This is a genomic window from Rhizobium sp. AN68 (assembly GCF_030758035.1).
GTDB classification, from domain to species: domain Bacteria; phylum Pseudomonadota; class Alphaproteobacteria; order Rhizobiales; family Rhizobiaceae; genus Agrobacterium; species Agrobacterium tumefaciens.
Genome location: NZ_JARWMI010000002.1, coordinates 252,099 through 265,397, shown reverse-complemented (window position 1 = coordinate 265,397; position 13,299 = coordinate 252,099). Strand labels below are relative to the sequence as shown.

At 58.3% G+C, this 13,299-nt stretch carries 12 protein-coding genes; 5 read left to right on the top strand and 7 right to left on the bottom strand.

Annotated features, from left to right (window positions below; genetic code table 11):
* Positions 1 to 46 precede the first annotated feature (46 nt).
* From RBH71_RS04660 to RBH71_RS04640, 5 genes are all read left to right on the top strand, one after another.
* Positions 47 to 1,558, top strand: a complete 1,512-nt coding sequence (locus tag RBH71_RS04660) for an alpha-N-arabinofuranosidase (protein ID WP_111802992.1) — start codon at positions 47 to 49, stop codon at positions 1,556 to 1,558.
* A 7-nt stretch (positions 1,559 to 1,565) separates the two neighbouring features.
* The gene (locus RBH71_RS04655; protein WP_111802991.1) at positions 1,566 to 2,639 is read left to right on the top strand and encodes an ABC transporter ATP-binding protein; all 1,074 of its coding nucleotides are present in this window, start codon (positions 1,566 to 1,568) and stop codon (positions 2,637 to 2,639) included.
* Between the two features lie 78 nt (positions 2,640 to 2,717).
* Complete coding sequence (locus tag RBH71_RS04650; protein ID WP_025595973.1) at positions 2,718 to 3,992, top strand: extracellular solute-binding protein; 1,275 nt, start codon at positions 2,718 to 2,720, stop codon at positions 3,990 to 3,992.
* 67 nt (positions 3,993 to 4,059) lie between these two features.
* Positions 4,060 to 4,944 carry a carbohydrate ABC transporter permease gene (locus RBH71_RS04645; RefSeq protein ID WP_003517835.1) on the top strand — a complete coding sequence of 295 codons (885 nt, stop codon included), beginning with the start codon at positions 4,060 to 4,062 and terminating at the stop codon, positions 4,942 to 4,944.
* Complete coding sequence (locus RBH71_RS04640; RefSeq protein ID WP_003517833.1) at positions 4,941 to 5,768, top strand: carbohydrate ABC transporter permease; 828 nt, start codon at positions 4,941 to 4,943, stop codon at positions 5,766 to 5,768. The genes RBH71_RS04645 and RBH71_RS04640 overlap by 4 nt, the downstream gene beginning before the upstream one ends.
* A gap of 25 nt (positions 5,769 to 5,793) precedes the next feature.
* On the opposite strand, the gene RBH71_RS04635 is transcribed toward RBH71_RS04640, so the two are convergent.
* From RBH71_RS04635 to RBH71_RS04605, 7 genes are all read right to left on the bottom strand, one after another.
* Positions 5,794 to 6,528 (bottom strand): ABC transporter ATP-binding protein, encoded by a 735-nt coding sequence (locus RBH71_RS04635; RefSeq protein WP_013761384.1) that lies wholly within the window; start codon positions 6,526 to 6,528, stop codon positions 5,794 to 5,796.
* The gene (locus RBH71_RS04630; protein WP_111802990.1) at positions 6,525 to 7,394 is read right to left on the bottom strand and encodes an ABC transporter permease; all 870 of its coding nucleotides are present in this window, start codon (positions 7,392 to 7,394) and stop codon (positions 6,525 to 6,527) included. The genes RBH71_RS04635 and RBH71_RS04630 overlap by 4 nt, the downstream gene beginning before the upstream one ends.
* Entirely contained in the window at positions 7,391 to 8,386 is a 996-nt protein-coding gene (locus RBH71_RS04625) for an aliphatic sulfonate ABC transporter substrate-binding protein (protein ID WP_003517827.1), read from the bottom strand. Before RBH71_RS04625 ends, RBH71_RS04630 begins: the two co-directional genes overlap by 4 nt.
* A gap of 149 nt (positions 8,387 to 8,535) precedes the next feature.
* Positions 8,536 to 9,864, bottom strand: coding sequence for an LLM class flavin-dependent oxidoreductase (locus RBH71_RS04620; RefSeq protein ID WP_111842035.1), 1,329 nt, complete (start codon positions 9,862 to 9,864; stop codon positions 8,536 to 8,538).
* Positions 9,865 to 10,317: 453 nt separating this feature from the next.
* A complete protein-coding gene (locus RBH71_RS04615; protein WP_323687181.1) occupies positions 10,318 to 11,439 on the bottom strand; it encodes a sn-glycerol-3-phosphate import ATP-binding protein UgpC in 1,122 nt (373 codons plus the stop codon).
* Between the two features lie 41 nt (positions 11,440 to 11,480).
* On the bottom strand, positions 11,481 to 12,368 hold the full coding sequence (locus RBH71_RS04610; RefSeq protein WP_003517820.1) for an ABC transporter permease subunit: 888 nt from the start codon (positions 12,366 to 12,368) through the stop codon (positions 11,481 to 11,483).
* Between the two features lie 10 nt (positions 12,369 to 12,378).
* Positions 12,379 to 13,269 carry a carbohydrate ABC transporter permease gene (locus RBH71_RS04605; protein ID WP_003517818.1) on the bottom strand — a complete coding sequence of 297 codons (891 nt, stop codon included), beginning with the start codon at positions 13,267 to 13,269 and terminating at the stop codon, positions 12,379 to 12,381.
* Positions 13,270 to 13,299 lie beyond the last annotated feature (30 nt).

The window sequence follows — 13,299 nt, the reverse complement described above, 5'->3', positions numbered from 1 at the left end:
GTTCATATCATATTTTAAGATATAAATGCGCATGGGAGGAGAGCCTATGAAAGCGCGGGTTTCAGTCCACCGGGACTTCCGGATTGGGCGTATCGACGATCGCCTATATTCCGCCTTCATCGAACATATGGGGCGGGCGATCTATGGCGGGATTTACGAGCCCGGCCATCCGCAGGCGGATGAAAACGGTTTTCGCAAGGATGTGCTGAAATTCGTCCAGGATCTGAAAATTCCGGCGATCCGTTATCCCGGCGGCAACTTCGTTTCGGCCTATCGCTGGGAAGACGGCATCGGCCCCCGTGACAAACGGCCCGTGCGGCTTGATCTTGCATGGCGCTCCAAGGAAACCAACCAGATCGGCGTCAACGAGTTCGCAGACTGGGCGTCGATGGCAGGCATCGAGATGATGCTCGCCGTCAACCTCGGTTCCCGTGGTCTGGATGATGCCCGCAACTTTCTCGAATACGTGAATTTCCCCGGCGGCACCGAGCTTAGCGACCTTCGCCGCAGCCACGGCGCCGAAAATCCGCATGGCGTGAAGATGTGGTGCCTCGGCAACGAGATGGACGGCCCCTGGCAGATTGGCCACAAGACGGCGGTGGAGTATGGCCGGCTGGCCAACGAAACCGCGAAAGCCTTCAAGGGTTTCGACCCCACCATCGAGGCAATCGTCTGCGGAAGTTCCAACGACGGCATGCCGACCTATCCCGAATGGGAGCGCGAGGTGCTGGAAGAATGCTACGAGAATGTGGACCACATCTCACTGCATAAATATTTCGGCAATAACAGCCGCGACACGCTGAATTACTTCGGCAAGATCGAAGAAACAGGGCGTTACATTCAGACTATCGCCGGTGTCATCGATTACGTGAAAGCCAAGAAGCGCGCCAAGAACGATGTCTCCATCTGCTTCGACGAGTGGAATGTCTGGTACCATATCCGCGAAGACGACGGTAAACGCATCAAGAGCTGGGACTGGCCGGAAGCGCCTGCACTTCTGGAGGAGACCTACAATTTCGAGGATGCTCTCTTCGTGGCCGGGTTGCTCAACGAGTTCATCCGTCGCTCGGACAGGGTGCGCATCGCCTGCATTGCCCAGCTCGTCAATGTCATCGCCCCCATCCGCGCTGAAAAGAACGGACCGGCATGGCGCCAGACCATCTATTACCCCTATCAGTTCGCCTCGCTTTATGGTCGCGGCGTTGCACTGAACATTGCCGTCGATTGCCCGACCTACGACTGCAACGCGGCCGATGACGTCAAATATCTCGATGTTGCCGGCGTGTTTGATGAGGACGAGGGCGTGGTGACGCTGTTTGTCCTCAATCGTCATCTGACCGAAGCAGCAGAGCTCAACGTCGGTCTAACCGGCTTTTCGCCTGTGTCACTCAGCCTGCATCTTTCCATGGCGGGATATGATCTGAGGATCGGCAACGGTCCGGATCAACCTGACCGCGTCGTGCCGGTGCCGGGCAGCGGCATTGGTGTCGAGGATGGGGCGCTCAAAGGCTCGGTGCCGGCGCTGTCCTATCATGTTCTGCGCGTGAAGGTTCAGTGAGGCGGTGATGGGTGTCCGTCTCAGCAATATCGCCAAGTCCTTCGGCTCCTTTGCAGCCATCCGGGACGTTTCGATGGAGATTCCGACGGGCAGCTTCGCGGTTTTCGTGGGGCCATCCGGTTGCGGAAAATCCACCCTGTTGCGCATGATCGCCGGTCTTGAGGAAACCAGCGGCGGTCACATCGCCATCGACGAGCGCGACGTCACCGCTGTCGAGCCGGCGGATCGCGGCGTTGCCATGGTCTTCCAGAATTATGCGCTTTACCCGCATCTGACGGTGTTCGAGAACATGGCTTTCAGCCTGCGTCTCGCCCGCCGGCCGAAAGCGGAGGTGAATGAGAGAGTGGGGGAAGCTGCCCGCATCCTCCAGCTCGAGGACAATCTGCACAAGAAGCCATCACAGCTTTCCGGCGGCCAGAGGCAGCGCGTGGCCATAGGCCGCGCGATCGTGCGACAGCCGAAGGTGTTTCTCTTCGATGAACCCCTGTCGAACCTGGATGCGGAACTGCGCGTGCAGATGCGGCTGGAACTGACCCGGCTTCACCGCAAGCTCGGCGCCACGATGATCTACGTCACGCATGACCAGGTAGAGGCCATGACGCTTGCGGACAAGATTTTCGTGCTGAAGGGCGGCATCGTGCAACAGGCCGGCGCGCCGCTCACCCTTTACGACGATCCGGACAATCGTTTCGTCGCTGGCTTCATCGGATCGCCCGCGATGAATTTCCTTGCTGCCGACATCGTCGGGCAGCGGGACGGCATCGTTATGCTCGCGCCTGAAGGTGGTGAAAAGCACCTTGAAGCCCGGCTTTCGCATCCGGTTTCCCCCGGTCAGCGGGTCGAAATCGGCATAAGGCCCGAGCATCTGGTGATCACGCAAGAGGGTACTTTGCCTGTCAATGTCGAGGTGGCGGAGGAGCTTGGCGACCTTTCCTATCTCTATACCCGAACGCGTGCCGGGAAAGAACTTGTCGTGCAGCGGCAGGGCTCGCGCGAGCGGCTGGATGGCCGGTCCGTCTCACTGAGTGCTTCGCCCGATCACATCATGGTTTTCGGCAGCGACGGCAAAAGGTTGCGATAGGCGCGAGGAGGCGCCTTTCGATGCAGTAGCAGACCGCCCCTTGAACGGGGTGTTTCCAACAAACGGGAGGAGTGAACGATGCGACTGATCAAGACATTGCTTGTTGGTACGGTTCTGGGCCTGAGCGCCCTGCCGGCACTGGCGAAGCAGGATATCGTCTGGTGGGACTTTCTGTCGGGCGGCGACGGCGTGCGCATGAAAGCCCTGATTGCTGCCTTCAACAAGGAGCACCCTGACATTCAGATCAAGGGAACGACGCTAGAGTGGGGCGTTCCGTTCTATACCAAGGTACGCACGGCGTCCGCCGTGGGTGAGGGGCCTGATGTCATGACCTATCACCTGTCGCGCGCGCCGCTCGGCCTTGATGAAAAAGTATTGAGCGAAATTACCACAAAGGACCTTGATGATGCCGGGTTGAAGACCAGCGACTTTTTCAGCGCACCCGTCGAAGCGGCAACCCACGACGGCAAGCTTTATGCGGTGCCGTTCGATATCCATGCCCTTATTCTTTATTACAACGCCGATCTTCTGAAAGGGTCTCCCTATCTCGATGCCGAGGGTAAGTTGACCGGTATCAAGACGATGGAGGATTTCGAAAAGGCGCTGGCCTGGGCGAAGGACAAGGGCGTTCAGACGCCGGTTACCTATCAGTCGGGTGGCGAAGCCGGTGTCTGGCGTGTCTTTTATACACTGTTCTCACAACAGGGCGGCGAACTGGTCACCAATAACGAGGTGCTTGCCGGCGACAATGCGGAAAAGGCTGCCAAAGCGATCGATACCATGTCGAAATGGCGGGAAAACGGATGGGCGCCCGAGCAGGCGGAATATCCGGCGTCCGTTGCTCTCTTCTCCGCTGGCAAATCTGCCTTCCAGCTTAATGGCGTCTGGGAAGTTCCGACCTACAAGGATCTGGAAAAGAACGGCAAGCTCGGCTTCAAATGGAGCGCTGTGGAAGTTCCGCCTTTCATGGGCAAGCGCGCCACCTGGGCGGATTCGCACGCCTTTGCGATCCCCAACCAGGGTGACAAGACCGTTTCCGGCGAGAAACGCGCCGCTGTCATGACGGTTATTGGCTGGATGGAAAAACACGCCATCAGCTGGGCCGATGCGGGGCATATTCCGGCCTATAAATCGATCACCGAAAGCAGCGAATACAAGGCGATGCAGCCGAATGCCACATATGCCTCGCTGGCGGAGGCGGCAGTGTTCGATCCGAAGACCACGATTACCGGAGTTGCCTCACCCGCTTACGATGCGGCGCTTAATATCATCGCTCCGGCCATCCAGGGCTACATGAGCGGCGCGGATGCGGTCGAGCAGATCAAGTCCGAGCTTCAGGGCAAGCTCAAGTAATCCGTGACTGCCCTCTGGCTGTCAGCCGGAGGGCAGCGTGCAATGCGGGAGGTCCCGGAGGCATTCCATGGCTATGATTGAAAACCGGCGCAAGAAGTCGCTCATCGCACTGTCGATGGTGACGCCATTCATCGTGGTCTTCGCCACGTTCTTTCTTTACCCCCTGATCGAGATGATACGCATCAGCTTCACGGATGCGCCGCTGATCGGCGATGGCAACTGGGTCGGCCTGCAGAACTACATAAAATTGCTGAGCGACCGCCTGTTCGTCACCTCGCTCAAGAATAACGGCTATTTCGTGCTGCTGACGGTGGTGCCAACAACGGTCATCGCCCTGTTGATTGCGCTTGCGGTCAGCCGTTTGTCCGGCATCAAGCAGACAATCGCCATGAGCCTGTTTTTCCTGCCTTATGTCCTGCCGGTTTCGGTTGTCACCGAAATCTGGGCCTGGATGCTTGATCTGCAGTTCGGCATTCTCCAACCGGTCATTTCGTTGCTGGCGGGCAAACCGGTCGCGGTTTTCAAGAACCCCAATTGGGTCATGCCGATGGTCGCCGTCGTCACCATCTGGTGGACGAACGGTTTTAACGTTCTGCTCTTCATTGCCGGCTTGCGAAACATTCCGACCGAGCTTTATGAGGCCGCAGCTCTTGATGGCGCAACGACATGGCAAAAGTTCCGGCGCGTCACATGGCCGCTTCTGTGGCCGGTGACCGCGCTGATCCTGACGCTCCAATTGATCCTGCAACTGAAGATATTCGACCAGATCTACCTCTTGAGCGGCGGCGGACCCTTCAATTCCAGTTTCGTGCTTCTCCTTAAGGTCTACCGGGAAGCCTTCCAGATGAACAATGGCGGTTATGCATCGGCCGTGGCGACCGTGCTCTTCCTGTTGATCGTCATCGTATCCGTTCTCCAGTTCCAGTTGCTACGCATCCGGAGGAATTCATGAGCCTGACCAAAAGACTTGAGAACGTCGTCCTGACCCTGCTGACGTTTTCGGCAGCACTGGTATGGATTTTCCCGCTTTACTGGGGGTTCGTGACGTCGTTGCGCTCGGACGAGAATGTTGCGGGCAACACGTCGCTACTGCCTGATGAGTTCCAGCTTGGTGCCTATGTGAATGCCATCTTCAATACGCGGCTGTTGACCTGGTACGTGAATTCCATTGGCACCGCCGCGATCGTCACGGTCTCTGTGCTCATCATTTCGATGTTATGCGCCTATGCGCTGTCGCAGATCCGCTTTCCGGGACGGCGACTGCTCTATGGCATCGTGCTCGCGAGTTTCATGGTGCCCGCGCAGACGCTTGTCGTGACACAGTTCATCCTGATGAAGAACCTCAACCTCATCAATACCTGGGCGGGCATCATCCTGCCGCAGCTGATCACGCCAATCGTCATCATCGTCTACAAGCAGTTCTTCGACAGCGTGCCCAAAGAGATGCGGGAAGCGGTAGTTCTGGATGGTGGCGGCGAATACACGATCCTGTTCAAGGTGTTTCTGCCGCTGAACTGGGGCATTACGACCGCCATGGCGATTGTGACCTTCATTACGGTGTGGAACGCCTTCTTCTGGCCTTTCCTCGTCATCACGTCCGAAAACATGATGACGATCCCCGTCGGCATCACGCAGGTCAACGACACCTTCGGCATCGTTTATGCACGCCTGATGGCGATTGCCATGCTGGCCGCGCTGCCGGTCATCGTCGCCTACGTCATCTTTCAGCGACGCGTGACGGAAGCCATCATGATTTCGTCCGGCGTGAAGGGGTGAGGGCGGCGAAAGATGCCGGTGCCGGTCAGATGACGTGAGCGTTGTGCAGGGCAGTCAGCACCTCGTTCTTGAGGGTGGCGAGTTGCGGCGACCGTCTGTCGCGCGGGCGCGGCTCGTCCACTTCTATCCGCTGCTGGATACGGCCGTCATGGGCACCCATCATGTAAATGCGGTCACCGAGATAAAGCGCCTCGTCAATATCGTGGGTGACGAGCAGGAAGGAAATGCCGCGCTGTTCGACGAGTTTCAGAACTAGGTCCTGCAATTTCATCCGCGTGAAAGCATCGACCGCGCTGAAGGGTTCGTCGAGCAGCAAGATGCGCGGCCGGGTATAGAGCGCTCTTGCTATGGCGACACGCTGCGCCATGCCGCCTGAAAGGGCTTTCGGTAACGCGCTGCCATGGCCGCTCAAGCCCACATCGTTGATCAGTCCTTCTACCCGCTCGACATCATATTTCTTGCCGGCCGCATAACCGATGTTTTCGGCAACTGTCAGCCACGGCATCAGGCGGGGTTCCTGAAAGACAAAGGCGATGGGCGGTGAGTCCGATGCCTGAACTTCCTTTGCCTGCTGAACCTTCACAGCGCCTGAGAAATGCCGATCGAGGCCGGCGGCGATGCGCAGCAAGGTGCTTTTCCCGCACCCACTTGGTCCGAGAAGAACCGCCGCTTCACCATCGCCGAGCGTCAGGTGAATATCCTGAAGGACAACCGTGTCTCCGAAGGCTTTTTCGCGAACATCGACATTGAGCAAACTCATCGCAGGCGCCCTCCTTGCTGAAGGGGATAAGTGTCGCGCCATCTGAGGCAACGTTCCTCGACTATCTTGAAAAGGCTGTCGGAAATCTTGCCGAGGACGGCAAGGCAGATAATCGCTATCATCACCAGATCGGGTCGGGAGAGTTCGCGCCCATCGGATAGCATGTAGCCGATGCCCTCGGAAGCCGCCAGAAGTTCCGCTGCGACAACGCTCAGCCAGGCCAGCGACAGGCCGTAACGCAAGCCCGTGAACAGATGTGGCAAAGAAGCGGGAATGAAAATCCGCCAAACCAGCACTGGCAGCGGCTGGCGATACATCTCGCCCACTTCCACCAACTTGCGGTCGACATTCCGGATGCCGGAGAAGAGGTTGAGATAAACAGGGAAAAACGCGCTTTTGGCGATCAGCACGATTTTCGAGGTTTCGCCAATGCCGAACCAGATCATCAGCAGCGGCACCCAGGCGAGGCTCGGAACCGCGCGTAACGCCTGAAACGTCGGCTCAAGATAACGCTCGGCGGCAACGACCAGCCCGACCAGCGAACCGACGACGATTGCAAGAAGGGAGCCAATGACGAAGCCGACAAAGACACGGGCCGTACTGGCTGCGACATTCGTCCACAAAGGACCCTCGGCGAGCCTTAGAAACGTGTCATAAAGCTCTGAGGGCGGCGGCAGCACATAGGGGCTTACCCAGCCCACGCGCACAAAGAATTCCAGCAGCAACAATGAGCCGACCGGCACGATCGCGCCGCGCAGGTCGAACCGTCCCAGGAAATTCCCCACTCTTTGCACGAACTGCAGTCGGGAAGGGAGTTGTTTCGCAGTCTGCTTCACGCGCTGAAATTCGCGCGGATGAGAATTCATGCTCCCAGCGCCTTTTTCGCCGGTGCCGGATCGATCAGCGACGAAAGGACGCTGTCGACATTGACGCCAGGACGCAGCACATCGTCGCCAAGCAACGGGGTCACGATACGGATCGAGTTCAGCAGTTCCTCGCCCGGAACAGGATCCTTCCAGTCGCGCTTTTCGATCGTCAGCTTGGTGATCTGGGGATCGTTGCCGGTGACCTTCGTGACGAAATCGATGAATTCGCCGTTGTTTTCACGGATCCATCTTTGTGTCTCGACCCAGACACCGAGGAGGCGTTCGACCGCTTTCGGGTATTTCGCCAGAAACTCCTCGGAAACGCTGAAGACGCTGCCGTCGCGCCAGCTACGCTCATCGAAAATCGCCCTGTCGCCGGCAAGTTCTGCCTGGGATGTGTGTGGATCGATGCCGACCCATGCATCAACCTGTCCCTGCTGAAGCGCGTTGAATCCTTCTGGATGCTGCAGGTTCACGACCTTGAGGTCATCGATCGAAAGCTTGTTTTGGGCAAGGGCGCGCAGGAGGGTGAAATAGGGCGCGGTACCCTTGGTGACCGCAATGGTTTTGCCCTTGAGATCGGCGACGGTCTTGACCGGCGAATCCGGGCGAACCTGTATGATGGAAGAACCGCCCCAGCTTGCCACATAGATCACCTTCAGCGGCACACCATTGGCGCGGGCCAGAAACGCGGAAAGTGCTGCCGAACCGGCAAAATCCGTCGAGCCGACCTTCAGGAATTCGAGCGAATTGTTGCTTCCGCGGGATTGTACCCAGGTGATCTTGGTGCCGACATCCTTGAACGCTTCCTCAAGCCAGCCCTTGTTCTTTATCAGCAGCGTGTGTGAGGAGTAAAATCCCCAATCCAGCTTCAGCTCAGCAGGAAACTCCTGTGAGCTTTGGGCCAGCGCGCTGCCCGTGGCAAAGGGTGCTGCGAGAGCCCCGGCAATGCTGAGTTTCAGGATCTGGCGGCGAGAATGTTTAGCCTTCATAATAGTGTACCTAATTTATGTAATTTGTGTATTTAAAGGGTATGGGCCGGCGTTTATGAGGTCAATCCAGCCTTCTGGAACCTCATCCCAAACTTCAGGGCGGGCGTGGAAAATCTCCCTACCGCTGGCCGGATCGGCGCGACGGCGCGTTATTCAGGGAAAAAACGATTGGCCGGACGTTGCAAGCCGAGATGATCGCGCAATGTCGTTCCCTCATAGTCCTTTCGAAACAGGCCTCGCCTTTGCAGTTCGGGCACAAGCAGGGTCGTGAAATCGTCAAGTCCGGCAGGCAGGAACGGGAAGGTGACGTTGAAGCCATCCGACCCCTCTTCGTATAGCCATTGTTCCATCTCGTCGGCGATGGTTTTTGCCGTGCCGACAAATGCGAGACCCCCATAGCCACCCAGCCGCTGCGCCAGCTGGCGCACCGTCAGCCCCTCGCTCCTTGCAAGTTCGATCACCCTCTCGCGGCTGGATTTGCTTGCATTGGTTTCGGGAATGTCAGGCAAGGGGCCATCGGGATCGAAACTCGAAGCATCGTGGCCGAGCGCAATCGAAAGCGAGGCTATCGCGCTTTCGTAATGGACGAGGCTGTCGAGCCTGGCGCGTTTGGCCTTTGCTTCTTCCACGCTATCGCCGACCAGAACGAAAGCGCCCGGCAGGATGACAATGCCGTCGCGGGAACGGCCTGCCGCAACGGTCCTGTCCTTGACGTCCCTGTAGAACGCTTTTCCCGCCGCAAGCGTGGGTGTTGCCGCAAAAACGACCTCGGCAGTTTCGGCTGCAAGCTGGCGCCCCGGCTCTGAAGCCCCGGCCTGAACGATGACGGGCCAGCCCTGCACCGGACGCGCTATATTGAGCGGACCGCGCACGGAAAATTCCGGTCCCTTGTGATTAAGCACATGCATTTTTTCAGGGTCAAAGAACACCCCGCTATCGACATCCCGGAGAAAGGCATCATCGGAAAAGGAATCCCACAGCCCGGTAACGACGTCGTAAAATTCCCGCGCTCTTCCATAACGCTCCGTGTGGTCAGGCTGTTCGTCCCGGCCGAAATTAAGCGCCGCATCCGGATTTGCTGTGGTGACGATGTTCCAGCCGGCGCGACCATTGCTGAGGTGATCGAGTGAGGCGAAACGCCGCGCTACGTGGTAGGGTTCATCGAATGTTGTGGAGGCGGTGGCAACCAGCCCAATGCGGGAGGTGACGGCGGCGAGCGCCGAAAGCAGGGTGAAGGGTTCGAAAGACGTAACGGTATGGCTGCGGCGCAGTGCTTCCGTCGGCATGTTTAGCACCGCCAGATGATCGGCCATGAAAAATGCATCGAATTTCGCGGCTTCAAGCTGTTGCGCAAATCGCGCCAGATGGCCGAAATTGAAGTTCGCGTCCGGGAAGGATCCGGGATAACGCCACGCACCCGTGTGAAGACTGACGGGCCGCATGAAGGCGCCGAGATGCAGTTTGCGATCGTTTGCCATTGGGCTTCACTCTTCCGTTGAAGTTTTGACCCGAGCGTTTTGTCTGTCGGCCGCCAAGGATCGAAGACCGGCTCGGTCCTCATAGCGACGATAGCCTTGCTGGCGGCTCTGTGCGGCAAAGACTATTGCGATTATGACTTCCAAACCGAAAGATTTTTCCTGAAATCATTCATTTCGCAAGATCGCTTTGCCTGCAACGGGTTTGCCTCATCGTGTTGACGTAATATCCGGCAAGCGATGTGCTTCACGTGGTGATCGCCAAGCAAATTTCGACGTATTTCGCGCAGTGATTCCAGTGAGAAAATGGCGTAAATTCAAAATATTGGTCGATGTAGCTAATGCACTGGATGATTTCGAAATCGTAGTTAGAGATCGAAAACGTCGTTTGGAGATCCGGCGTGGTTGGGACACCCCCAAACCGCGCCGGACTGATCCGTGCTCAAACGTCCGCCATCAAACTGCCAGCAGCTTTTCGTTGCCGATGCGGGTTGTCTCGATGGCGCCCTCCGTTTCGATGCGCTTGCCGGTGGCCGGATCGAAAAAGTGGAGGTGGGCCGGAGGCAGTTCGAAGTGGATGCGCTGGCCGGGTTTGACCAACAGATCTTCGCCGATGGCTGCGGAGAAAGTTTCGCCGGCGATTTCCGCATGTACGATGCGGCCGGAACCCAACTCTTCTACAAAGTCCACGGTTGCGGGCACGCCCGCACCCTCGATGCTGACCAGGCATTGTTCAGGGCGAATGCCGACTGTCACGTCGCGCCCGCGCAGCTCCAGCGCGGTCTCGGGGAAGAGTTTCACCGGCTGGCCGCCCAGCATGACGGATGGAGATCTGACCTCCACCCGTGTGTTGAACAGGTTCATCGCCGGTGAGCCGATGAAGGAGGCTACGAAGGTGCTGGCGGGGCGGTGATAGATATCGAGCGGATGACCGACCTGCTCCACATTGCCCTTGTTCATCACCACCAGCCGGTCGGCCAGCGTCATGGCTTCCACCTGATCATGGGTGACGAAGACGGAGGTGGCCGATAGGCGCTGGTGCAGTTTGCGGATTTCGGCGCGCATCGTCACACGCAGCTTTGCATCGAGGTTGGACAGCGGTTCATCGAACAGGAATACCTGCGGTTCGCGGATGATTGCGCGGGCCATGGCCACGCGCTGGCGCTGGCCACCGGAAAGGGCGGCAGGCTTTCGTTCGAGATAGTCGGAAAGGCCAACGATCTTGGCCGTTTCCTCGATGCGGCGAAGACGTTCAGCCTTGGGAACGCCTGCGACCTTCAGCGCATAACCGATATTACCTGATACCGTCATATGCGGATAAAGCGCGTAGTTCTGGAACACCATGGCGCAACCGCGCTCGCGCGGCTCCAGCGTGTTGACGACGCGCCCGCCAATGGCGATTTCACCTGACGTGATATCCTCCAGCCCAGCGATCATTCGCAGAAGTGTGGACTTGCCGCAGCCCGAGGGGCCGAGGATGACGACGAATTCCCCGGTTTCGAAAGTGAGATCCACGCCGTGCAGGGTCGGGGTCTTGCCATAGGATTTGCGGACCTGCCGAATATCGATCTGAGCCATGATATTAAGAACCTTGTTGTTGAGAGCCACGCGTCGCGTCGTCACTTGTCGGATGACACGAGACCGCGCACGAACCAGCGTTGCAGGAACGCCACGACGAGAAGCGGCGGCATGATGATGATGAGGGAACCGGCAAGCGTGACGTTCCAGTCCGGCGTGCCGTCCTCCGAAGGCAAAAGGGCACGCAACGACATCATCACCGTCTTGTAGGAGGGATCGGTGACCATCAGCAGCGGCCACAGATACTGGTTCCACGAGGAGACGAAGAGAATGGTGGTGAGGGCCAGCATGTTTGTGCGCGAGAGCGGCAGCAGCACGTCGAAAAAGAAACGCACGGGGCCGGAGCCATCCATGCGCGCCGCCTCCGCAAGTTCATCAGGCAGGGTCATGAAAAACTGCCGGTAGAGAAAGGTGCCGGTGGCCGTGGCGACAAGCGGCAGCGACAGGCCCGCATAGGAATTCAGCAGGTTCCATTCGATGTTGACTTCGACACCGCTCACCAGCGCTATAAGGTAACGGAACGGCTGGAACACATCCGCTGCCACGGCATAGGTCGGAACGGCGCGAATTTCGAGCGGCAGCATCAGCGTGATGAAGACGGACCAGAAAAACAGGTGTTTCAGCGGCGAGCGGAAAAACACGATGGCGAAGGCGGTCAGAGCGGAAAGGGCTACCTTGCCCGCAGTGACGAGCGAGGCCATCACCAGGCTGTTGAACATGGCGTTGCCCAGATTGGCGCGGTTCCAGGCGGTGCTGAGATTTTTGAAAAGCTCGCCCTGCGGCATGAAGCTGAAGGGCGTGTGGTTCACCTGCTGCACCGTCTGGCTGGCGCCTGCCAGTACCACGATGAAGGGGCCGATAAGAAGCAGAAGTCCCGCGACCATGACCACATAGGTAAAGGCGTCGGCATAGGGCGTGCGCTGGATCATCTCTCAGGCCTCACTTGTAATGGACGCGCCGCTCGATGAAGCGGAACTGGATGAAGGTGAAGACCATGATGAGGCCGATGAGGACGATGGTTTGTGCCGAGGCGCCGGAATAGTTCAGCCCTTCGAAGGCCTCGGTGACGATGCGGTAAACCATCACATCGGTGGCGCGGTTGGGGCCGCCCGCTGTCAGCGAATGCACGATGCCGAACGTGTCCTGGCCGACGAAACCCTCGGTCATCATCGTCACCATCAGGAAGAACAGCGTGGGTGCGAGCAACGGCACCTGAATGTCTATAGCGCGGCGGATCGGGCCGGAGCCATCCATCGCCGCAGCTTCCGTCAGCGAACGGGGTACGGATTGCAGGCCGGCAAACAGGAAGATGAAGGTGTAGCCCGCCCATTTCCAGATAAAGATGGCGATGACGAGCGCCAGTGCATGTTCGCCGTATTTCGCCGGGTTCCAGATATCTGGCCAGGCGGCGTTGAGTGAAGCGGCCAACCCGCGTTCCGGCGACAGGATGAAGCGGAAGGCCATGCCTGCGGCGGGACCTGCGATGGCGAAGGGCAGGATATACAGAACCCGGAAAAATCCAGAGCCGGGAAGCTGGCGGTCGACGGAGAGCGCCAGGGTGAGGCCGATGAGGATGGCGACGAAGGGGCCGACGGTCGCGAAGATCAGGCTGACGGTAACGGAATGCCAGTAGAATGGATCAGAGAAGACTTCCTGGAAATTGGCGAAACCAACGAATTCTGCCGCGCCGCCGAAGGGCGGCTGGAGGGTGAAGGCCCAGTTGATCACCGCCGCCACGGGCCAGTAGAAGAACAGGAGGATCAGTGCCAGCTGCGGCAATGCGAACAGCAGCGGCAACCATGTGCTTTTGAAAACGGCGCGCTTTTCCATGAAATATCCGAAACAGAAAATGGCATTAAG

What these genes read in the sequence shown, in the direction of transcription:
- RBH71_RS04660 (WP_111802992.1), top strand. Translation starts at nt 47, where the DNA reads ATGAAAGCGCGGGTTTCAGTCCACCGGGACTTCCGGATTGGGCGTATC.
- RBH71_RS04620 (WP_111842035.1), bottom strand. Translation starts at nt 9,864, where the DNA reads ATGGCAAACGATCGCAAACTGCATCTCGGCGCCTTCATGCGGCCCGTC.
- RBH71_RS04645 (WP_003517835.1), top strand. Translation starts at nt 4,060, where the DNA reads ATGGCTATGATTGAAAACCGGCGCAAGAAGTCGCTCATCGCACTGTCG.
- RBH71_RS04630 (WP_111802990.1), bottom strand. Translation starts at nt 7,394, where the DNA reads ATGAATTCTCATCCGCGCGAATTTCAGCGCGTGAAGCAGACTGCGAAA.
- RBH71_RS04610 (WP_003517820.1), bottom strand. Translation starts at nt 12,368, where the DNA reads ATGATCCAGCGCACGCCCTATGCCGACGCCTTTACCTATGTGGTCATG.
- RBH71_RS04640 (WP_003517833.1), top strand. Translation starts at nt 4,941, where the DNA reads ATGAGCCTGACCAAAAGACTTGAGAACGTCGTCCTGACCCTGCTGACG.
- RBH71_RS04650 (WP_025595973.1), top strand. Translation starts at nt 2,718, where the DNA reads ATGCGACTGATCAAGACATTGCTTGTTGGTACGGTTCTGGGCCTGAGC.
- RBH71_RS04655 (WP_111802991.1), top strand. Translation starts at nt 1,566, where the DNA reads ATGGGTGTCCGTCTCAGCAATATCGCCAAGTCCTTCGGCTCCTTTGCA.
- RBH71_RS04625 (WP_003517827.1), bottom strand. Translation starts at nt 8,386, where the DNA reads ATGAAGGCTAAACATTCTCGCCGCCAGATCCTGAAACTCAGCATTGCC.
- RBH71_RS04635 (WP_013761384.1), bottom strand. Translation starts at nt 6,528, where the DNA reads ATGAGTTTGCTCAATGTCGATGTTCGCGAAAAAGCCTTCGGAGACACG.
- RBH71_RS04605 (WP_003517818.1), bottom strand. Translation starts at nt 13,269, where the DNA reads ATGGAAAAGCGCGCCGTTTTCAAAAGCACATGGTTGCCGCTGCTGTTC.
- RBH71_RS04615 (WP_323687181.1), bottom strand. Translation starts at nt 11,439, where the DNA reads ATGGCTCAGATCGATATTCGGCAGGTCCGCAAATCCTATGGCAAGACC.